At 45.0% G+C, this 22491-nt stretch carries 17 protein-coding genes; 10 read left to right on the plus strand and 7 right to left on the minus strand.

From position 1 onward, the window contains the following. Positions 1-27 precede the first annotated feature (27 nt). On the minus strand, positions 28-3384 hold the full coding sequence (locus NIAKO_RS09725; protein ID WP_014218245.1) for an ATP-dependent helicase: 3357 nt from the start codon (positions 3382-3384) through the stop codon (positions 28-30). Positions 3385-3784: 400 nt separating this feature from the next. Between NIAKO_RS09725 and NIAKO_RS09735 the strand changes: the two genes are divergently transcribed. Together NIAKO_RS09735 and NIAKO_RS09740 are read left to right on the plus strand one after the other, a co-directional pair. Further along, positions 3785-4177 carry a response regulator gene (locus tag NIAKO_RS09735; RefSeq protein ID WP_014218246.1) on the plus strand — a complete coding sequence of 131 codons (393 nt, stop codon included), beginning with the start codon at positions 3785-3787 and terminating at the stop codon, positions 4175-4177. 567 nt (positions 4178-4744) lie between these two features. Then, complete coding sequence (locus NIAKO_RS09740; protein ID WP_014218247.1) at positions 4745-7102, plus strand: T9SS type A sorting domain-containing protein; 2358 nt, start codon at positions 4745-4747, stop codon at positions 7100-7102. Between the two features lie 483 nt (positions 7103-7585). Here NIAKO_RS09740 and NIAKO_RS09745 read toward each other — a convergent pair whose 3' ends face one another. Then, positions 7586-8824, minus strand: coding sequence for an RNA polymerase sigma factor (locus NIAKO_RS09745; protein WP_014218248.1), 1239 nt, complete (start codon positions 8822-8824; stop codon positions 7586-7588). 57 nt (positions 8825-8881) lie between these two features. Then, entirely contained in the window at positions 8882-9238 is a 357-nt protein-coding gene (locus NIAKO_RS09750; protein ID WP_014218249.1) for a YciI family protein, read from the minus strand. Positions 9239-9544: 306 nt separating this feature from the next. On the opposite strand from NIAKO_RS09750, the gene NIAKO_RS09755 reads away from it, so the two are divergent. Continuing rightward, positions 9545-10486, plus strand: coding sequence for a hypothetical protein (locus NIAKO_RS09755; protein ID WP_014218250.1), 942 nt, complete (start codon positions 9545-9547; stop codon positions 10484-10486). Between the two features lie 187 nt (positions 10487-10673). Here NIAKO_RS09755 and NIAKO_RS09760 read toward each other — a convergent pair whose 3' ends face one another. Both NIAKO_RS09760 and NIAKO_RS09765 read right to left on the minus strand, forming a co-directional pair. Next, positions 10674-11588, minus strand: a complete 915-nt coding sequence (locus tag NIAKO_RS09760; RefSeq protein ID WP_014218251.1) for a DMT family transporter — start codon at positions 11586-11588, stop codon at positions 10674-10676. Positions 11589-11603: 15 nt separating this feature from the next. Further along, entirely contained in the window at positions 11604-12410 is an 807-nt protein-coding gene (locus NIAKO_RS09765) for a 2,3,4,5-tetrahydropyridine-2,6-dicarboxylate N-succinyltransferase (protein ID WP_041348354.1), read from the minus strand. A gap of 110 nt (positions 12411-12520) precedes the next feature. On the opposite strand from NIAKO_RS09765, the gene NIAKO_RS09770 reads away from it, so the two are divergent. The 7 genes from NIAKO_RS09770 (at position 12521) to miaA (ending at position 20146) form a co-directional block, all read left to right on the plus strand. Then, complete coding sequence (locus NIAKO_RS09770; protein WP_014218253.1) at positions 12521-13858, plus strand: hypothetical protein; 1338 nt, start codon at positions 12521-12523, stop codon at positions 13856-13858. Positions 13859-13861: 3 nt separating this feature from the next. After that, positions 13862-15262 (plus strand): hypothetical protein, encoded by a 1401-nt coding sequence (locus NIAKO_RS09775; RefSeq protein WP_014218254.1) that lies wholly within the window; start codon positions 13862-13864, stop codon positions 15260-15262. Positions 15263-15295: 33 nt separating this feature from the next. Then, on the plus strand, positions 15296-15865 hold the full coding sequence (locus tag NIAKO_RS09780) for an L-threonylcarbamoyladenylate synthase (RefSeq protein WP_014218255.1): 570 nt from the start codon (positions 15296-15298) through the stop codon (positions 15863-15865). Between the two features lie 120 nt (positions 15866-15985). Then, on the plus strand, positions 15986-16975 hold the full coding sequence (locus NIAKO_RS09785) for a glycosyltransferase family 9 protein (RefSeq protein WP_014218256.1): 990 nt from the start codon (positions 15986-15988) through the stop codon (positions 16973-16975). Between the two features lie 19 nt (positions 16976-16994). Then, positions 16995-18542: a CCA tRNA nucleotidyltransferase gene (locus NIAKO_RS09790; protein WP_014218257.1), complete on the plus strand. Its 1548-nt coding sequence runs from the start codon at positions 16995-16997 to the stop codon at positions 18540-18542. Positions 18543-18599: 57 nt separating this feature from the next. Continuing rightward, the gene (locus NIAKO_RS09795; protein ID WP_014218258.1) at positions 18600-19175 is read left to right on the plus strand and encodes an IS1096 element passenger TnpR family protein; all 576 of its coding nucleotides are present in this window, start codon (positions 18600-18602) and stop codon (positions 19173-19175) included. Positions 19176-19237: 62 nt separating this feature from the next. Then, entirely contained in the window at positions 19238-20146 is a 909-nt protein-coding gene (miaA, locus tag NIAKO_RS09800; RefSeq protein WP_014218259.1) for a tRNA (adenosine(37)-N6)-dimethylallyltransferase MiaA, read from the plus strand. Between the two features lie 69 nt (positions 20147-20215). On the opposite strand, the gene NIAKO_RS09805 is transcribed toward miaA, so the two are convergent. Both NIAKO_RS09805 and NIAKO_RS09810 read right to left on the minus strand, forming a co-directional pair. Beyond that, positions 20216-21562 (minus strand): DUF4302 domain-containing protein, encoded by a 1347-nt coding sequence (locus NIAKO_RS09805; RefSeq protein WP_014218260.1) that lies wholly within the window; start codon positions 21560-21562, stop codon positions 20216-20218. A 23-nt stretch (positions 21563-21585) separates the two neighbouring features. Continuing rightward, on the minus strand, positions 21586-22479 hold the full coding sequence (locus NIAKO_RS09810; RefSeq protein ID WP_014218261.1) for a putative zinc-binding metallopeptidase: 894 nt from the start codon (positions 22477-22479) through the stop codon (positions 21586-21588). Positions 22480-22491: the final 12 nt, after the last annotated feature.

The following is a 22491-nucleotide window of genomic DNA, read 5'->3' on the forward strand; positions in this document are numbered from 1 at the left end:
CTACAGCGTTTTACCCACCCCGAAAAATTATTCAGCTATCAGTTCCCTATAGGTAATAATGTTTTCAGAAAACTGTTTGTCGATGAAACCGTTTTTTGATTCAATTTGCAATATTAATTCCTGGTATTGTTTGGAAGTTCGTAATACGGCTGAATTACCAAGTAAAATGAATTGTTCACTTGCCCGGGAGATACTTACCAGCAGCTTTCTATCGGTTTTATCTGTATCGCCGGCCGCAATGCTTTGCATAGACGGTATTTGCCTGGCATGGCACACTGTACTGGAAAACAGAATGATCTTTCTTTCATCACCCTGGTACCGCTCCACCGTATCGATGATAAAATTCTCGTTGAGCAGGATGTCGGGTCGGAGGTGTCTTTTTATCTCTGCAATCTGTGCCCTGAATGGCGTAACTATTCCTATTTCGGCCGGGGTTACAATGCCTGTGTCAATTAAGTGCTGCGTTATGAAGGCCGCTACAATGGCTTCCTGTTCGTTTTTTTTCAGCGCATTTTCGGGAATGCTTTCAATAAAAACGATGCGGCTTGCCGTGAGTTCAAACAACGGATCGTCAACCGTTAATTTATAAGGAGCCGCTTTGGTTTTTTGTTGAAGCTTCATGCTCATAAGCGGTTCGCGGTAATGCTGGGATATCAATCCGGCAATATCCTCGTGCATGCGGTAGTGATGTGTAAGTTGTCCGTATGCGTTTCCCCATTTTTTGTTGATGGCGTTGCGGGTAAGCCGTTCAAATAAAGAAGTACGCAGGTCGGTAACACCCAGGTTATTCAGGTATTTGTTGCCGGTGATACAGGTTTTGGCATCCTGCGTTACAACGGAGGGCAATTGCTTATGGTCGCCAATCAAAATAAATTTTTCAAACAAAACCAAAATGCCGGCCAGGGTGGCTTCAGTTAATTGCGAGGCTTCGTCGATAATGACCTGGTTAAAATTCCCGGTCAGTTTTTTCAGCAGCAGCCAGTTGTTCTGAAAGGTAGCTACGGTTGATACAATTACCTGGTGGGAGTCAATCAACTGTTTCCAGGTATCGGGGTTATCGCCGCTTATCCGTTTGGTAAAAAGGTGCTCGTCGTTGATCATGTTGGTACCCAGCCGCAGGTAGGGAATGGTATATTTACTGTTTATTGGTTTGTTAAACGATTCACAGATCTTGTCAACGGCTTTATTGGTAAAAGCCAGTACGATTATCTTATCTTTTGTTTTACAAATTTGTTCCTGCATGTAGTTCACCAGGAACGTGCTCGTTTTTCCTGTTCCGGGCGGGCCTTGCAGCAAATAATAATCGCGGGCATTCAACGCCTGCTGAATCACCTGGTTCTGTTTGCTGGTGAGGTGTTGATTGTTATAAGAAATGCTGGTTTCAGATTTTGGTTCCTCGTGGCCAAATAACAATTTCTTTTTACGGTCGCTGCAGCATAATATATTGAACAAACTTGAAATGGTGCTCCAGTTATTCCGTTCCAGGATGTCCGGCTCAATGGCCCAGTATTGGTGAGCCCTTAAAAACGTATAATCTGTTTGAATGTTAAACAGGTTGATGGTCATTGAATTCAGACCTAAAGCAGATAGCGTGCCCTTCAGAATATGTTGTTTCAACGGGCTATAACCATCTTCCGATCTGGGATACAGGATCACCAGGTCGCCTTTACGAAAACTATGGGGGATGTCGTTGTTATAGGTTAAGTGAATCTGTCCATTCTCCTCATCAATTTGTTTGATGTTCATATCGAACAAAATGCGAAAATCCTGCTCCTTGGCTAATTGGTTATCGAGCCACAACCCGGCAAAGCCATTCTGGTTATCTTCCCTGTCTTCTTTCAACATGTCGCCAACTTTGGCGTTGATCATTTCCCGTAAAGTAAAGGCTAATAATTCCTCGTAGTATTGCGAAGCTATTCTCGATGGATCGTAATGTGCTCTGAACTGGGTTAACTGGTCGCGTTTAAAGCCCGGATCTGTTACGCCTTCGTGTTTTATCTTACGTAGCAGACTGAAATCGCCATTAGCAAGCTGGTAAATTTTTGCCGTGATCTCATTCCTGATGTGCAGTACATCAATTTTTTCACCACGCTCGCTTACAATAGACCGGTACGGCAAGGTGGTGCATTGCGAATAAAATACGGCATTGGCGCCCTGCCTGTTTTGGCCATAGGTGCTTTGCAGCAACAGGTCGTAGCACACTACCTGCATCTTATGGTTTACCCGGGCAATGTGTACCACATGATTGGTAGGGCTGCCGCTTTTTAACTCCACAATATCTTTGGAGTTGAGCTTTTTATTAATGCCCAACAGGTCAATACGGCCCTGCAGGCCAAACTCTTTTGAAAAATAAGTTGGCTCAATCCATATTTCCTTGCCCTTCTGGGTTTCAACCAGGGTTTTAATATTTTTAAGGTGTTCGTTGAAAATAGATTGCTTTACAAGTTGCATTTGTAAGTTGCCAAACTGCGCGGCTTTTAACGCATTGCTTTTTTGCGCCTTTTTATAAACAGCTTCCAGGTCCTGTTTTTTGTCCCGGACAATTTCATCGAGAAAATAACCTACCATGCTACCCTTTAAGGCCGGGATCCCCGGCAGTTCATCTACCACTTTACCTAAAAAGAACAGATCGCTGCTTGATTGTTGTGCGGATAGAAAGCATTCGCCAACCGCCGTTGCATCAACCAGGAAATCGGGTTCCAGGGCAATCAGTGATTCGTAGGTGGTGGTGTATTGATTACCGGCTTTTCCGGTGTAGGTAATATTTTGTAATTGCAGAATAGCACCCGGCGTCAATAACTGCCTGATGGGCGTTAGGTTGGCATGAGGTTGCGCCTTTACCAGTATTTCAACCAGACCTTCCATATTTTCCAGGTCATATCCCTGTAAAGTAAAACAGGCGTTGCCTTTGTAATCGGTTATTTCGCTCCAGGCAGCAACCAATATTTTCAGGTTGGTTAGGGTGTCGTATTTTCTTTGTGGAACTAATTTTAAAAAGTACCCGTCACTGTAAGGAAGGGTATCAAGCTCCTTTGTATTTGTTTTATCATTCGACAGCAGTTTAACCAGCCGGTATAACAGGGCAATGCCTTGTTGAATGGCCTTAGGCGTCGTTTTATTAATGTTCCCTTCTTTGATGAACCTTCTGAAGGCATCCAGGTTTTGCCGTTCAGTGACGCTCATATTCAATTGCGAGAGCAAATACCGGAAACGGGCATAAAAGTTCCTGAAGGCAACCAGTTCTTCGTTCGTTGAAGTTTTAATGAGTTTGTAAAATGCGCTGCTCAGGTTGGAGAATCGTTCAGTTGGTTCGGCTTTGGAGTGTTGTATCAATATAAGCTCCGCGTAAAAAGCCTGCGCTTTTTGACTGTCAATCGTTGTCATGAGGGGTTCTGGGGTTTATATAACAAAATATGCATATTCTTTGCGCATTTGCAAGGGGCCAGCTGTTAAAATGTATTATGATTTATCCCATTACGGGATTACCAATGAACCCAGTAAATAGTACTATTTATTTTGTATAAATGAAAAAATGCTTTCCGGTTTTGAGTACCTGGTGCTCAACTAACCGGGGAGCGCAACCCGGGAAAACCATTTACAAAAACCGTAAAATCACGGATTGCATGAATGGAATAAATTATGTAAAGTTGTTTTCCTGCGTAGTTATGCTTAGGGGTGTTTTAGGAATTTTGAAGAAATTATGATTAACGGTAATAGGAAACCGGATATCGGTTGATGGTTGAGCTACCTTTATAGCACCACAGACTAAACCTTTAATGAAATTATGAGCAACACCGGTACGGCAAAAATTGCCCTTATCGACAGTCACCCTTTGATGCGCGAATGCATCTCCAGTTATCTGGCAGGTTTTGATTATTCAATCACCTTGCAGGTAGGAGATGGGAAGGAACTGATTGATCAGTTAACAAAGGAAAATGTTCCAGATGTATGCCTGCTGGAATTTAATGCGCGGAAAAAAAACGGGTACGACATAATAAAAATGTTGCGGTCTTCCTGTCCAAACATGAAGATTGCGATCTACTCCATGCAAACCGGGCCGGTTGAAAATAAAATCCCTTCAGGCGCCGATGTTATCATCCCCGATCAAATCTCCATTGCGGATTTTAAATCCACACTCGATAACCTGATACAACGGCAACCCTTTGTAGCAAGCTAATTGTATGTTTCTTCGCCCTTAAAATAAAAAGAGGGGTACGGATGGATACAAATCAGTTAAACGTTGATTAAAAACGGGACTCGCGTAAGGTAAAAGGGATTAGGGACAGAATTAATTTGTAGCGTGAGCATGGCTGATCCTATGATAGCCGGACTTCCGGTATCCCGTACTGCTAATCATTCTCAACCCAGTGAGAAATTCATAAGAGAGTTGATCGTTTTCCAGGGAGGTGGATATATACTGGTTTTTCAATAATCATTTTATCCGGAAGGATATTCGCTGTTTTGGGGGTACTTGTAAGTTAGTAAAAAATTCAATATAAATATTAAATAGCATACTATTTAATGTTGGCGTTAGTGGGTGTTGATTTTGGTCAATTTGTAAATCCCTCATTCATCTGGGTATGTTACTAAAATATCACGGGTTTCAATAAGTAGTTTTATGTATCGGTGAACATTGCCCGGTAACATGGCTGCGTGCTATTCTTGATTGTGGTCAAAGAATATTTCCTGCACTAGGAGTACTGCCATTGAATTTATATTTTGTAAGCAGTACAATCCATAACCTATGAGTAAACAATTCTACACGAATTCAACTCTACGTATACCATTATTACTGCTGTTGCTGGGTGTTTTGTGTAAAGTACAGGCGCAAACGCTAAACATTAGCAAATCTGTTGCAAATATTACTACAACAGGCGACGGCACTACCGCTTCACAGAGTGACGTATTACAGTATACCATCATCGTTAACAACCTGTCGGCATTGAACATTACCAGTGCTACGGTATTTGATAATATTCCGGCGGGGGCATCGTATGTAGCAGGTTCCACCACCCTAAACGGGATTGCAGCAGCAGATGTGGGTGGCGCCATGCCGTTTGCCATAACCGGGGGATTGATAAATTCACCATCGTATGGGGCTGGTATTCTGGCGCCAAACGCAAGCGCTACCATCACCTTTAGGGTAAAGGTTACGGCAAATGGCGGCAGCATAAGCAATTATGCCACGCTACAGGGTATTTATAGTTCCGCCAATTTTATCCAGGGCACCAACACCGTCTTTACCAATCTTACGGCTGATGCCGGCTGTTCGGTGGTATACCAGTGCACGGCCATCACGCCCGAAGGTTCACCCGCCGATCCCTTATACTACCGGTTTATAAAAACACTTGATAAAAGCAATGGCCAGGGCGGGCCCATTTTGTACGATGGCGAGAATGGCCCTTGTTTTGATGCTGTTTCCGGAGCTGTTATTGCCGGTGGACTTATGGATTATGTAGCCGCTATTGCTTACGATAAAACTACCAATCGCATTTACTTTGTAAATAATTACGCTACCAATCCTGCCCAGGACCTGTGTTATGTGGACCTGAACGCTTCGCCTGTTTGTGCCCGTAAATTTACGGGGTACCCGCTCGAGCCCAATGTGTCGTACAGCATAAACCGAATGGCTTTTGCTTCCGATGGCCTTGGTTATGCCGTTACCTCGCATGGCGACGACCTTATTCAGTTTTCGGTAAGTACAGTTACGGGGCTGCCGGTGATTACCCGGTTGGGTCCCTTGATCAATGATGCCACAAATGGCGTCAATGATGTGCTGGGCGAAACCGGCGGCGATCTGTTTGGCGATGGTTCGGGAAAATTATACCTGATAGCCAATAGCAGCAAACTCTACAAAATAAACCCTGCCACCCGGGTTACCACTTTTTTAGGGGGCATCAATCCATCACCGGCCAGTAGTTCCAATTCCATTGCCATTGACCCTGCCGGGAATGTATACATTGGCGGTTCGTACCAGGATGTATATAAAGTAAACCTGGCTACCATGGGGGGCACTTCAATAACCGGCGGCGCCATCAGTAATGTATGGACCAGCGGCGATTTTACCAGTTGTGGATTCCCGGTGTTGTCACCGGCGCTGATTGCCAATAAAACGTATCGCAATACGCGCGGCGTGCCATTTGTGGTGGGGGGCGATACGGTTGAATATTCCATTGAAGTAACCAATACCGGCAATATCAATGCGCCCGGGGTTAAATTATTCGATTCCGTTCCATCTGCTACCGCCTACATTCCCAATTCAACAGCTATGAATGGAATAGGCATAGCTGATAATAGCGGCGTTATGCCTTTTGCCATCGCTGGTGGGCAATATATTAATTCAACCGGTGAGCAAAGCGGGATAGTTAAACCTGGAGCCGGCAATAAAGTAGTAGTGACCTTTAGGGCTAAAACAATTGCCGATATGTACGTGTGCAACCAGTCGCGGATAACGTTGCTGGATGGAGATGGCAATACCATCTTTGTTAATTCCGACGACCCGGCGCAACCGGGCAGTCAGAATGCCACCTGTTTTTATACCAGTGGGGTGTTGGCTACAAACAGTTTAAACTTCAGTGGCAGCCTTGCTAATAATCAATCGCTGTTGAAATGGACGCTGCAGGAAGATGATAATATTGCGGGGTATGAACTGGAATATTCCGAAACGCCCGATCATTTTAAAACAACCGGTAAATTAACAGCCCGGCACAATGGAAACATCGGGAGCGATTACCAGTTTGCAGATAAAATAAATACAACTGCCGACTCCCGGTTTTACCGGTTAAAGATCGTGCAACAGAATGGGCGCTATACTTATTCCGGCATTGTTTTTCTTAGTTTGAAAGAAGTGGGGATGAATGTATACCCCAATCCATTTCATAAAGAAATAAATGTGCAGCTGCAGTTGAAAATGGCGGAGCAGCTCCGATTCAGGCTGGTTGATTTTTATGGAAAGGAAGTATATACATCGGCGCAATCTTTTTCTGCCGGTTATCACTCCGTTAGTTTGAACGTACCTGCTGGTTGCCGGCCAGGTATGTATGTGCTGGAAGTGTCGGGACCTAAAGGCCGGTTATTACAACAAAAACTGCTTAAAAAATAAAGCCCCGACTGTATCGCCGGGGCTTTTCCCGTTTTGTTTTTGAACCATTGTCCCCGGAAAACCGGGGCTCCTCCAATGTGCGTTCCGGATTAAACGCTTGATTTCCTTAATTAACCTCTGATAACCTCTAAAAAAACAAATTTTGCTACCTCCTTGTTTACGGTTAAGGATTGAGGTTTTATTAAAGTTAACTAAAATCAGACATACAGCAGATAGCTAATAAATAGAATGTGTATGCGCTTGTTGTAATTTGCTTTTGAGGAAGTGAATGTTGCCTTATTGGTGCCTAGTGTAATTTGAAAGGCGTAGGCAGTGGGACGACAGCTTCAAGCCGCAAGATGTAAGCAATACACCTCTGCGCGGCAAGGCTGAAAGCAACCCTTAAGGGTTTTAACTTCAACATTCAGTATTCAACATTCAATATTCAATATTTTGCATTCGCCTTTATCAACCCTGTCAACTCGCCTCTTCCTGGTCAACTCGTCAACTGGTTAACTGGTCAACCTTCTTCCGTATTGTTGTTTTATCAGTAGCCGTCTTAGCTAACGCAAATGCTAGTTCATAGTTCTGTTTAGCTTTAATATCATCAATGCCCGTATATAATTCTCCCAGCAACGTGTAGTAAAAATGATTGCTGGTGAGTTGAAGTTTTTCCGCCTCAATAATGGCTTCGGGTTTGCCATTGGCTTTGGAGAGGGCAAAGGTGCGGTTGAGGGCCGCAATGGGGGAGTATTCAATTCTTAATAAGCGGTTATAGAGTTGTAAAACGGATTCCCATTTTTCGTGCGTATCGTCTTTTTGCGTGCTCCACCAGGCTATGGCAGCTTCGAGGTGGTATTTGGATAACTGATTGCCGGTGGCGGAACAGTTCAGGAAATAGCTGCCTTTGCTGATGAGGTCGGCATCCCACAGGCTGGTATCCTGCTCATCGTATAAAATAAGCCCGCCCTCTTCGTTTATGCGGGCTTCAAACCGGGAGGCCTGAAAACACATGAGCGATAACAAGGCGTTTACGGGTGGCTTGTTGGTGTGTTTGTTTTCAATCAGCATATAACAAAGCCGCATGGCTTCAAAACAAAGTTCCTTCCGCACGGTTTTATTATTGCTGATGGAATAATACCCTTCGCTGAACAACAGGTAAATAGTGGCGAGAACAGCATTCAACCGCGCGTCTATTTCAGTAATGCCAGGCAATTCAATGCGAATATTTTCTTCACGTAATTTTTCTTTGGCCTTGAACAGTCGTTTGTTGATGGTTTCTTTATTGGTTAAAAATGCATCGGCAATTTCTTCAATACCAAAACCGCACAAAATCCGAAGCGATAATCCTATTTGTGCTTCTGGGGCAATGGCAGGGTTACAAATGGCAAACATCATTTGTAACTGGCTGTCGTTGATGTTTTGTGGCGACAGATCGATCTCGTATTCTGGAAGGGTGGCGCTGTCTTCGGCCGCTGCGGTTGCGGGAACAATCTTACCGGTAAAGGTAGCCTGGCGATGCAAAAAGTTTTTGGCTTTGTTTTTGGCAACAGCATATAACCAGGCGATGGGGTTGGGGGGAATGCCTTTCAAACTCCAGGTTTGAGCGGCGAGCATAAAGGTGTCGCTGGCAATGTCTTCGGCCGTTTCAATTTCAAAAAAGCCAAAGCGTTTGCATAGTACGGCAATTATTTTCCGGTATTCGGTTCTGAATAAATGCGGTATTAATTCGGGTTGTTGCATAATCACAAAGTCAAATGAGTCAATATCGCTGACCCATTTGACTTTATAAACTGATTGTTATTTATGTACGCCATCACCTTTGGCGATCTTTCTCACTTCAACACTGTTGCCATCACCTTGTAAAACCGGGCAGCCTTTGGCAAATTCAACCGCTTCATTAACCGAACCGGCTTTTACAACAATGTAACCGCCAATGGTTTCTTTAATTTCACCAAACGGGCCGTCGGTAACAACGCCCTTGTGCCACACTACTTTACTGTCATCAAATGGCAAACCATTGCCTTCTACAAATTTTCCCTGTGCAGAAATGCCACCGATCCAATCCATGGTCTGTTTCATCCAGATCTGTATTTGTTCAGGCGAAGCAACTTTTGTCCCGTCCTCGTGTCTGAAGATCAACATGTACTCATCCATGATTTTTGTTTTTAAGTTATTGAAATTAATTAATATACCCCTTATTACAAATGAAGTCGCCGGGATTGGACAAGTGTGGTGAAAGTTTTTCTGAATGGCAATCGTGAAACGTCAAACGTGAAACGTGAAAGACTCGCGCCATCTCAGATGAACTCAATAACTTAAGAGCCTAATAACTAACGAACTCAAAAACTGAAAAACTAAGAAACTCAGTAACTTAATGGTATTCGAAAACCACTCATGGATTCTAATTTTTCAGGTGCGGGATATGGTGTAACTTATAAGACACTAAAAAAAAACTAAGCTATGAGAAAAGCAGCGTTAACCGGCCTGGTGTTCGTTGCCTGTGAGTTTGCAACGAATGCCCAACTATCCGTTTCGCCCAGAGTGGGTATTGAACAAGCTTTTAACTGTGTGAAGTACAACAACACGTCCTGTATTAATCCAATCTCACCAAACATCTCCCCGCAAATCAGTGTGCGGGCCGATTATCTGTTCAACAAGGTCCATGGCCCATTTGTAGGTATTGCAAGCAACCGTTCCCTTGTAACATATGAATTTGCCAATCCTGAAACCGGCGACAAGGAATATGCTGCCTCCCAGGGCGACTGGAAACTGCGGTTGGAAGCCGGTTACCAGGTAAGCAGCAAACCCATTTCGTTGGGTAAAACAGCCAAACAACCAGCCTCTACTGAATCTACCGCTAATTTAAGTCCCTGCGCAGCGTATCGGATGCGGCAGGCCATGGCGGTAGTTCCGCAAAAACCGGTGATGACCCTGCGCATTCAACCATATGCGGGAATGGCGTTTGTGCCCAATCCTGAACAAGCCGTTACCACCGCCATGCATAATGGTGAAACCGTTTACCAGTATCATGCAGGTAACTATACATCGGCTTTTATAACCGGGATAAACCTGGCATTTGCCAAAGGAAGCGTGAACAGGTATGTGATAGGGGTGCAATACCTCAAAGGCATTGGTAATATGCATACGGAAACATTGAACACTTCAACGCAGAATAAACTGGTAACTACGCAATTATCATCTTCTTCAGCTTCCTGGAATATCAATGTGGGCATTCCGCTTTCTTTTGCAAAAAACAAACAACCCGCAGCGGCGCCGGCAAAAGTAATGATGCCTGTAAAAGCCGAGGCTCCTGCTAAAGTGGAAACACCAAAAACTACTGAAGCAACACCGGTTAAAAAGTCGTGTGGATATTACAGAAGCAGGTGCTCCCATTGGGATTAGTCTGAACTGGGATTTTTGGGATTGATGGGATGTTGGGATCAAGAGGAGACAGATTGCCTGGGAATTGCCTGGATAGTGCCTGAATATGCGCTGGGGGTGCACTGGAGTTGTACTGCGCAGCGGAGTCCAGTGCAACCCTGATGCAGGATTTGCGCCATTCTTACACCCCCTTTAGGGGTCTGGGGTATTAGTTGCGCTTCCAGCCTATCAAAACAACCCCGGTAATTACCAGTAAAGTGCCTATGATCTGGGCGGTGAAGATCTTTTCGCCCAGGATGAAGTGTGCCTGAATGATGGTGGAAACCGGGCCAACCGCCGAAATAATGGCTACATTGTTGGAACCGATCCTTTTCATTCCGGCGGCCATCATAAACGTGGGCAATACTGTGGCGATGGTAGCCAGCAAAATGCCATACCAAATAATGGGGGTACCGCCCTGTTCCAGGTCGTGGAGGGTGCCGCCGTTTAAGGCAAAATGCGTAAACACCCCGGCGGTGGAGGCCAGCAGGGCATAAGCGGTAAAACGGGTAACTCCCACAGCGGGTATTACGCGGCCGCTGCCGACGATATAAACGCTATAGGTGATTGAACATAAAAAAATGAGAAAACTGCCCCAGTAAAAATTGGGGTTCGAGGTATCAATGTGCAATTCGCCCAAATAAGCAATGCCAATGCCGGTATAGGTAAGCAGCAGGGCTATCTTTTGCGTACTTACTACGGGCTGTTTAAAAACAAAGGCGTTGATGAGTACGGCGAAGGTGGGATACAAAAAGAGGATCAATCGCTCCAGACCGGCAGTTACATATTGCAGGCCCATAAAATCGAAGAGGCTGCTGAGGTAATAACCAAATAAACCCAGCCCGATAACACTCAGCCACTGACGCCTGGTAAGTGGCGCCAGGTTCTCTTTACGGGCAAACCATACGGCTGCCAGGTAAAAGGGAAGGGAAAAAGTCATGCGCAGCATCAGCAGGGTAAGGGCGTCCATATGCGTGTGCGCAAAGGCCACTTTTACAATAATGGCTTTTGTGGAAAACAAAATGGAGCCGATGATAGTAATGAGGAATCCCGCTAATGAAACTGTATGTTTTTTCCCTTCCAAATATTATATTAAATCTTAAACAGATACATTAAAATCTCTCAGCGCATCATTCAGGCTGGTTTTCAGGTCGGTGCTTGGTTTACGCTGACCAATGATGAGTGCGCAGCTTACATGGTATTCGCCCGCAGGGAATTTTTTAGCATAAGTGCCGGGAATTACCACACTGCGTGCCGGTACCCGTCCTTTATACTCAACCGGCGTATCGCCGCTTACGTCGATGATCTTGGTGCTTTGGGTCAATACCACGTTAGCGCCCAATACAGCCTCTTTTTCCACCACAACGCCTTCTACCACTATGCAACGGCTGCCAATGAAGCAACCATCCTCCACGATAACAGGAGTAGCCTGTAAAGGTTCAAGCACGCCGCCGATACCTACACCACCGCTCAGGTGCACGCCCTTGCCAATTTGGGCGCAGCTGCCCACAGTAGCCCAGGTGTCCACCATAGTGCCTTCGTCAACATAAGCGCCGATGTTCACATAAGAGGGCATCAGTACCACGTTTTTGGCCACATAGGCGCCATAACGCGCTACAGCATGGGGAACAGCGCGTACACCCAGTTCTTTATAATTTTTTTTCAGCAGCATTTTGTCGTAGAATTCAAAAGGCTCCATAGTCCATGTTTGCATGGGCTGAATGCCGAAATACATCAGGATAGCCTGTTTTATCCACTCATTCACTGCCCATTTGCCATCTGTGGGCGAAGCCACACGCAAACGGCCCTTATCCACTTCTTCAATAACGGCTTTTACCGCATCGGTATATTTTTTTTCTTTTAATAACTCGCGGTTGCTCCAGGCTTCGAGTATCAGGTCTTGCATTTCTTTAAATTTTTGCAAACATACAGTACAGATCATTAATCAGTTATAAATAGACTGGCTTTTTAGCGGTTTTTGTTATTTTTATCGCTTCAATTAACCCTTTATCGACTATGCGTTTATTTTTCTGTATCCTTTTTTCCGCTATTATGCTGAAGGCAGCGGCCCAGCAAAAGCATTATGAATTAAATCTCGGATGGAAAAGCAACAAACTGGAGTTACATTCCATTTCTGACAAAAACAAACAGCAAAGCTGCACATTTATCGTAAGCGACAGCATCAGGGCGCTGGTTTTCAATAATCAGGTACAGGTTATACAACAGTTTGGCATGGAGCATAAAAACTACCAACAATTGCTGGGTGGTTTTATCCGCAATGCCAAAGTATACCTGTTCACCCGGGAATGGCAGAAAGAAAACGAATTGCACAACTGGGTGCTGGACATTGCTACTGGCATCGCCAAAGAAAATATTTTACCATTCGATGTGAATAAAGAAAAGCTGGTTGATCGCATCAGTGGCGGCGATCGCTTTTTATACATTACTTCCAATAAAAAAACGGCTGAACTTATTGTTTATAATTTTACCAGTGAAACACAGTTCGACACGCTGCGCTATCCGTTGGGCGTTCATAAAGCAGATTTTGGAACAGTTGATATGGAGGGTGTTTGTCCCATCGATGTAGCTGTAGAAAAGAATAAATTATACCTGCAGGGCGACACGTTGCAATTGGTGATGAATGATCAGTTGAATACAACACAAATAACCAGTTTTGACATTCCCAATAAAAAAATAAGTGAACGCGTAATCTCCCACCAGGCGCATGCCAGTGCAGACAACAGCTTTCTTTTCGAAAACAAGTTGTTTTACATAGGCGCTTCTGCAGATAGCCTGTGCGTACAAATCGTTGATGTAAACAGTAGTGCTGTAAAGATGTCGTTTGTGGCGCTTGCTGAAGATACCATTACTTTCAAGAATACTCCCATTATGCAGGAAGGAGGTTTTTACGCTTATGGTGGAACCCGGGAAATAGGTAGAACCAAACAATTGCTACGGAAAATGGATAATGGTGATCCGGTAATTGGCGCCACCATCAATGCCAATAATCAGCTGGAACTGGTGGTTGGATCTTTTATGAAAATGAGAATGGCGATGGGTACCGGCGGTGTGGCTTTTCGGCCAGCCGGTAACAGTTCATTGGTCATGATGCCACCTGGAATGTTTTATTCTAATTATTGGGACAAATCTGTACGGTTCAAAACATTGCTCAATGCCCGCTCGCTGGAGCATATAAGCGGCGTTCCCGGCAATTCCATCAATGAAAAAATTGACTATTATACCGGCGGCAGAAAAATTCCTCCAATGGGCATCAACCTGTTCAAAACCAATGGGCGCTATTATGTGGCCTATTATGAAAACGACTCCCGTAAGCTGAGTATTTTAAAGTTTTAATCTATGCGTACCCTGTTTTTTATAATTCTTTGTTTAATTACCGCCCATTTATTCAGCCAGGAAAAGCAATTTGAACAATTTATCGGCTGGCGGGGCAATTCGATTGAAGTGCATACGGTTTCAGATAAGGCAAAACAACAATGCGGTATCCTGGTTGCAAATAAAGACAATATCCGGGTAAGTTGGGTAAACAGCCACCTGCAGATAGTAAAGCAATTCACTATTGCACGCGGGTACGAGGAGCTGTTGCTGGGTGGTTTTATTAAAGAAGGAAAAATGTATGTCTACAATCAATATCCTGAAGTAGGTGAAGTACATGCCTGGCAACTGGACAGCGCAACTGGGAAGGTAGCTGAAGACCGGGTTGTTTTTAAAAATGCAGACGAAAACACAGTAAGTGCTGTAAACTGCGGCGAACATTTTGTTTATCTGACTATTAAATCCAATAACGCCGAGTTGATAGCGCATGATTTCACCAATGAGCATGAATTTTCTACGGTAAGCTATCATTTCGATAAGGACGCCTGGGAAAAACTGGTTAAAACCGCGCATATAAAGAAGGGCCTGCAGGTGGGAAATATTGAACTGGAAGGCGAATGCAACATCCCGTTATCGGCCTGCCCCAATAAAATATATTGCAGAAATGATACCGTGCTGTTATTGATGAATAATGAATTAAAAGAAACCAATGTATACTGCTTCGATCTGAAATATAAACAGGCAAGTTTAAGGTCTGTTCAACATTTTGCCGGTTTTCCGTATAAGTCATCTGCCGATGCTACAGACAATTCCTTTTTGGTACAGGATAAATTATTGTATGTAAGGGTTGCAAAGGATAGCATGGGTATTCAAATAACAAATTTCTATACGGGGGCAGAGATCGCTTCCTTCAAAGCTTCGGCAAAGGACAGTCTTGCGTTTAAAAATTCATCCATTGTACATAAAGGGGCAGAAGGTAGCGAGTGGTTTGTGGTAGCAGGCGAGCTGTATCGCAAAATTTTGGGTAACTATCCATTAATCACTGCTATGCCAACTAAAAGCAACCAACTGGCCATAACAATAGGGGCCAGTTCAAGTGCTGTTTCAGTGGCAAGAGGGCGCAGCTATGTTCCTGTACCGCTTGTAATGCCAGGTATGCTTCCGCTGCATTTGCTGATGCTGCCGGTAAATTCGGGAATGAAAAAAGTGGTGCCGGAAACAACGCTCTTTACCATGCTGGTTGATGCCGGTTCGGGTGAACCCATACATGCAACATCGCCGGCAACCCTTTATAAAAAGATTGATGATCTTTCATTCAACCTGAATAAGCCACTGCTGGGAGATGCGCTTTTTACGATCAATGGTGGGTACAATTATGTTTATTACGATAAAAAGGAGCGCAAGATCATGGTTTACCTGCTTTAAACTATTTTCCGGTTTTGCCCCTACATTTGCACCATGGATTTTTCACACGACGTTGATCATTGTTTAAAAGTATTGCAGGGCGGGGGACTGATCCTTTACCCTACCGATACCATCTGGGGCATTGGCTGCGACGCCACCAATGCAACGGCGGTTAACCGCATTTTTAACCTGAAACAGCGGCCCGAGGCCAAAAGTATGATCATTTTGCTGGCCGATGAAAAGGAGCTGATGCAGTATGTGGCGCATATTGACCTGCAGGTGTTCGATTACCTGGCCAAGGTTAAAAAGCCTACGACGGTCATTTATGAAGGCGCTATCGGACTGGCCGATAATGTGATCAATGCCGATGGAACTGTGGCCATCCGGATCGTAAAAGATAGTTTTTGCAAACACCTGATTAAACGGTTGCGTAAACCCATTGTATCCACCTCGGCCAATATTTCGGGCGATCCGTCACCGGCAATTTTTCACGATATTTCGCCGGCGATCTGGCAGGGCGTGGATTACATTGTACAATACCGGCAGAATGAAACCACAGCGCACGCCGCCTCATCAATTATCAAATGGAATAAGGACGGTAGTATAACTGTAATTAGAGAATAAAAAGTTTGTTGTTTAAGGTTTGTTGTTTGAGGTTGTTGCCGCGCTTTGAGGCTCAAAATTAATTTTGAGCTACCCTAAAAAGAACAACAAACCATAAACCACAACCCGCAAACCATTTAGATGAAATTTTTGGTAATACAAACAGCCTTTATTGGCGACGTGGTACTGGCAACGGGCATTGTGGAAAAGCTGCACCGGTTTTTCCCCGATGCGCAAATTGATTTCCTGGTAAGAAAGGGCAATGAAGGCCTGCTGCAAAACCATCCTTATCTGCACAAAGTGCTGATCTGGGATAAAAAGAATGGCAAGCTGAAAAATTTGTGGAAGCTGTTAAGGGGCATCCGCAAACGCCGCTATGATAAAGTGATAAACGTTCAGCGTTTTGCCGCTACCGGTATACTCACTGCTTTTTCCGGCGCCAGAGAGAAGATAGGCTTCGATAAAAATCCGTTAAGCTGGCTGTTCGATAAAAAAATAAAACATGTTATCAGCGACGTGAATCATCCTATTCACGAAGTTGACCGCAATAATGAACTGATCAGGGAATTTACGAATGACGAAGTGGTGAACCCGCACCTGTATCCCTCCGCGGAGGATACAGCTGTGGTACAGCAATACAGGAAACCTCCGTACATCACCATTTCGCCTGCATCGGTATGGTTCACCAAACAATTCCCGAAAGATAAATGGATCAGTTTTGCCGCAGCCATACCTGCGAATTATACCATTTACTTACTGGGGGCGCCTGGTGATACCGCATTAGGTGAGGAAATCCGTACGGCGGGGATCCCGGCTACTGTAGTGAACCTTTGTGGTAAACTTAGTTTTTTACAATCGGCTGCTTTGATGAAAGAAGCTGCCATGAATTATGTGAATGATTCGGCGCCTATGCATTTTGCTTCGTCGGTAAATGCGCCGGTAACCGCGGTGTATTGTTCAACCCTGCCTTCGTTTGGGTTTGGACCACTGTCGGACAAGCGTTTTATTGTAGAAGTACAGGAGCCATTAACTTGCCGCCCTTGTGGTTTGCACGGCCGGCCCGCGTGCCCGCTGGGGCATTTCAAATGTGCCTACGGGATAACCAATGCGCAGCTGCTGAATAGTTTATAATTAATACATTTGTTGTTTGATGGATATAAAGTGCAACGATAAGGAATTGTTTGTCTTTAAGAAGATCGCTCATGCTGCCGACGAGCTGAAGATGCCTACGTACGTAATTGGCGGTTTTGTGCGCGATAAATTGTTGGGCCGTCCCACCAAGGATGCTGATATTGTTTGTGTGGGTGATGGTATCCAGCTGGCGCATAAAGTGGCAGAACGGTTCCAGCCCAAACCATCCGTTTCGTTCTTCAAGAATTTTGGTACCGCTCAAATAAAGCTGAAGCATTTTTACGAGGATGAACCCGGGGCTGTAGATCACAAACATATCGTGGATGTGAATGGACAGGAAGCGCAGGTGGTAATCAGTGACGCTTTGCCTGAAGAACAGGTGCATGAAAAGTCTGCACTTGAAATCGAATTCGTAGGCGCACGTAAAGAGAGTTACCGCTATCACAGCCGCAATCCCGAAGTGGTGCCCGGCACGTTAAAAGATGACCAGGACAGAAGGGATTTTACCATCAATGCCATGGCCATCTCCCTGAACGCAGATGATTATGGCAAACTCATCGATCCATTTAACGGGGTGCTCGATCTGGAGCGCAAAATCATCCAGACCCCGCTCGATCCCGGTCAAACATTCAGCGACGATCCGTTGCGTATGATGCGGGCCGTTCGGTTTGCCTCGCAATTGAATTTTACTATTGCACCGGTCACCTTTCAAAGCATCAAAGACCAGGCAGACCGCATCAGGATCATTTCACAGGAACGCATTACTGAAGAACTGAATAAGATCTTATTAAGCGCCAAACCTTCTGTTGGGCTGGATCTGTTGTACCAAAGCGGGTTGCTGCATATTATTTTTCCACAACTGGTTGATCTGGCAGGTGCTGAATACATCGATGGCCTGGGCCACAAAGATAATTTTTACCATACTTTACAGGTAGTGGATAATATTTCAAAGCACACCAATGACCTGTGGCTGCGCTGGGCAGCTTTGTTGCACGATATTGCCAAGCCTGCCACCAAGAAGTTTGAAAAAGGCCATGGATGGACTTTTCATGGACATGAAGTAGTGGGCGGCAGAATGGTGCCTCGTTTGTTCACCCGATTAAAACTGCCGCAGAATGAAAAAATGCGTTTTGTTAAAAAGCTGGTAGAACTGCATTTACGTCCCATTAGTCTTACCAAGGAAAATATCACCGATTCTGCCATTCGCAGATTGTTGTTCGATGCAGGTGACGATATAGATGCGTTGATGTTGTTGTGTGAAGCAGACATTACTTCAAAGAACAAACAAAAAGTGGTTCGCTACCTGGAGAACTTTGAGCTGGTGCGCCAGCGATTGAAGGAGGTAGAAGAAAAAGACCGCATCCGTAACTGGCAACCACCCATCACCGGTGAAATTATAATGACTATCTTCGGTTTATCCCCCTGTAAAATAGTGGGTGACCTCAAAAACTGCATCCGTGAAGCCATCCTGGATGGTGAAATTGACAACTCCTACGACGCTGCATACGATTTTATGATGAAAAAAGCAACAGAAATGGGGTTGCAGATTGTCAGGAATGAGCCTTAAATTGCATACTTTGATAGTTGGGGAATTGGTCTTATTTTTGAATCAGAAATATTAAGTATGGCGGTTTTAAAATTCAGAATCTATTTTGAAGAAGATGACAGTATCTACCGGGATGTTGCCATAAAGCATACACAAACTTTTTTGCAACTGCACCAGGTAATACTGAAAGCGTACGAGTTTGATAACAAACATCAGGCTACATTTTACCGTAGCAATGATAACTGGCAACGCGGACGCGAGATCAGCCTGGCCCAATATGACAAGCCCTACAAGGTAGCGCCATTGCTGATGGAAAACACCGCTATTGGTACTGAGATCAAAGATCCCAACCAGAAATTTATATACGTTTACGATTTTGTTAAGAACTGGGGCTTTTTAGTAGAGTTGATCGGCGTATCAAAAGAAGAAAGCAGCAAGATCGATTATCCCGCTATGGTTAAATCTGAAGGGATCGCACCATCGCAATATGGCACCAAAGGTATTGCTGGCGACAAGCTCACCGAAATGGAAGAAAAATACGATTTGAAAGCCGGTACCGAAGGTTTTGGCACCGAAGGCGGTGATAGTGACGAAGATGAAGACCTGGGTGCAGGTGGTGAAGAAGCAGAAGAAGGCCAGGATGAAGAAGCGTAATATAGTTTGTTGTTTGTTGTTTAAGATTTGCCTTGGGTTCTCTACAAGCTCAGACAAATAACATGAATAAGAAAACTTGCGTTATTATAGCCGGGCCCACGGCCGTGGGCAAAACGGCTGCCGCTATTGAAGTTGCGCGCCATTTTTATACTGAGATCATCTCTGCCGACTCCCGGCAATGTTTTAAAGAAATGGATATTGGCGTGGCAAAGCCTTCCCCCGAAGAACTGAAACAGGTTCACCACTATTTTATCAACACCCATAGTATTCAGGACAACGTAAATGCCGCTGTATTTGAACAATACGCTTTACAGGCGATTGACAACATATTTCAGCAGCATGATATAGCTGTTGTTACAGGCGGCACAGGGTTGTATATAAAAGCATTTTGTGAAGGGTTGGATGATATGCCGCCGTTGAGCCCCGAAATACGCACCGCCATCCAGGAGCAATACCAGCAACATGGAATTGCCTGGCTGCAACAGCAGGTACAGGAACAGGATCCACTGTATTATGCCACGGGTGAAATACAAAACCCCCAACGGCTGATGCGGGCGCTGGAAGTAAAACAGGCCACGGGCCAGAGTATACGCAGCTTTCAACAACAAAAAAAAGTTACCCGCCCATTTAATATTATCAAACTGGGACTTGAATTGCCCAAACCCGAATTACATGCACGCATCAATACCCGGGTAGATGGCATGATGAAGCAGGGATTAAAAGCGGAAGCGGAAAGGTTGTATCCGTTCAGAGAATTGAATGCGTTGCAAACAGTAGGGTATAAAGAATTCTTTGATTACTTCGACGGAGAGGAAGGCGACCCGGTTGAGAAAATTAAAGTGAATACCAGGCATTATGCCAAACGACAGATGACCTGGTTTAAGAAGGATGCGGCTTTTCAATGGTTTTTACCCGGGGCTGTGGGCGAGATGATAAGTTGGATTGATAAACGCAAGGACACCACATTATAAATCAAAAAGGGCGTCTCTAATAAAAGAGGCGCCCTTTGTATTGGTGTTTAGCTTAGGAAGTTCTGTTTGTTACATGCTCCACCTTATCCACGATTTTGCATCCAATGCACTCACCATATCATAGGAGGCGGGGCCTGTTTGCACCAGGTAATAACCGCTGGCGTTGGCAATTTGAGTTCTTATTGTTGTATTAAATATTGAGGTAGCTGCGCCAAAAGTGCCCAATACCCTAAAGATGATCCGGCCATCTGTAGTAAAATAAGAGGTGGTAGTTGATGGCGTATATGGTGCAGGGGGGCGGGTAGTGGCAGGCCCAATTAACGAACCACCTACATTGGCGGCAAATGCATCGTATGTAGGCTGGTAATTAGCCCAAAACAGCATGTAGTAATAATTGGTAACCTTACCGGCGCCGTAAAAATCGTCTACTCCGTTTACGTGAAATGCAGAACCAGACCGGTAATAACTGTTCTGGTCGGAAGAATATTTCCAGAAACGGTAAGGCGCGGTAATATCGGTGCTGATAGATGCGATGGCGCCGGCCATGGTGCCTGCTGTTCCATTTACTTCTACCGTGGCCGTACTGGTATTTGCATCGAAAACAATTTTATTAATGCTTCTGATGGTTTGTGAACCTGCTGTGATGGGGTTCAGGAAATAAACGCCATCCAATGTAACATAATAGGGCATTGACTCAGAAGAGGCCAGTGCACCATTGCCATCGAGCCATTTGAAGAATGCGCTTTTTGACCCGGTGCCGGGTGTAATTTCATAGGTGGTGCTGCCCAGAGTTATTTTTTTATAATAATTCAATATTCTGTCGAGCACCATGGCTTTTCTCAGTCCCTGGTTATTGAAGGCATCCATTTCGGCTTTGGTTGCCCGTACCATATAGCCCGGGCTGTGGTTGAAGTTGCCCATCAGGTGAATGGTATCGCCTAACTGACCAGGGCTTACATTATCAGCAAAGGAGAAATCGAAATCAGCCCCCCAGCCATAACCTCCGCCCTGACTGGCCACCGGACTTTTTGAAATGGCCGGGTCGGGATCACAGGGCAGGTGAATATAACCGTAGGAGTCAAATTCAATGGATGGCCGTTGCAGGGCTTTTAACCGGTATCCGCTTGTTTTGGGTACGGAAGAGGTGAGCGTATCAAAATCGGAATACATGGTCACAAAGTTGCTGTCGTTAAACTTCATGTAATACGAGAAGGCAGAGGGTACATCCACCAGCCCTTTCGAAAATACCACCACTTTCCAGCCATAAGGGGCTTTGGTGAGCACATCCTGGTATTGAGTCAGTGCTTCCGACAGCCGCTCATCGGGCGTTTTGCCCATCAGGTAGTCAGCCTTTTTCTGACAGGCGCCAACCAGCAGGGCGGCCGTTATTATAATTAAAGGCAATATTCTTTTCATAATAATTTAATTGTAAGTAATGCTTATTGTAAATAACCCGCCAGTGCCGCCCGGCATTTAGCCTGCAGGTCGTAAAAATCAACATGCCAGGTTTTGGCGAAATAATCCACTACTATGGCTTCTTTGGCCTTAATGTTCAGGTAAGGCGTAGAAGTGGTGGCGCCGGCCTGGGAAAGCAATTTGTCGTAATTGTCGTACCCGGTAGGGCCATTGGGGCCGCCCACCAGCATAGAGCTTATCATTTCCACAAAATCTTCTTCGGGGGCTGCCATGGCGTAGGCAGTTATAAAACCCTGGGTACGGGCGCTGGCGTCCGATACGTTAAACCAGGTGGCCGTATATCCGCCGGTGATGGTTTTGTAATTGGTAGAGAACATCACGTTCTGGTGCAAAATGTGCCCCAGCTCGTGATGAATGGTATGGATCATTTGTTTAAAGCTGGCGCTGTCTTTCTTTAACCTGCTGAAATAATTAATCAGGTACAGCGTGATCTTGGTGCCGCCCTCGGCCTGTCCTAACGTTATGGTGCCATTATAATCGTATTGCGGACTGCCAACCAGTACAAAGTTTTTGGGGGCGTACTGGCGCAGCAGGTCGCGGCTGCCGGTTTGCTGGATGTAGGGCGTAAACGCTACTGCCAGTAAACCCTGCAGGGAAGGAATTACCTTGGCGGTATCTGGCGGCACCAGGGTTTTATCGAGCGCCAGTTCCCAGGCATCCCACCGGTATTTAACCGCAATATTAAAGGGAACGGTGAGGCTGTCGTAGATCCATTTATCAACGTTGGTTTTTCCCCAGGTATCACCACCCAGCCCGTAGGGCGGGGTATCCAGGCTGCCATTCTCATCCTTGCGGCACGAACTAACCAGGGTTAGCACCGTTATAACAGCCATACTTATTTTAAACAATTGGTTCATTGTGTTCAGGTT

Origin of the sequence: Niastella koreensis GR20-10 (assembly GCF_000246855.1) — a bacterium.
Taxonomy (GTDB): domain Bacteria; phylum Bacteroidota; class Bacteroidia; order Chitinophagales; family Chitinophagaceae; genus Niastella; species Niastella koreensis.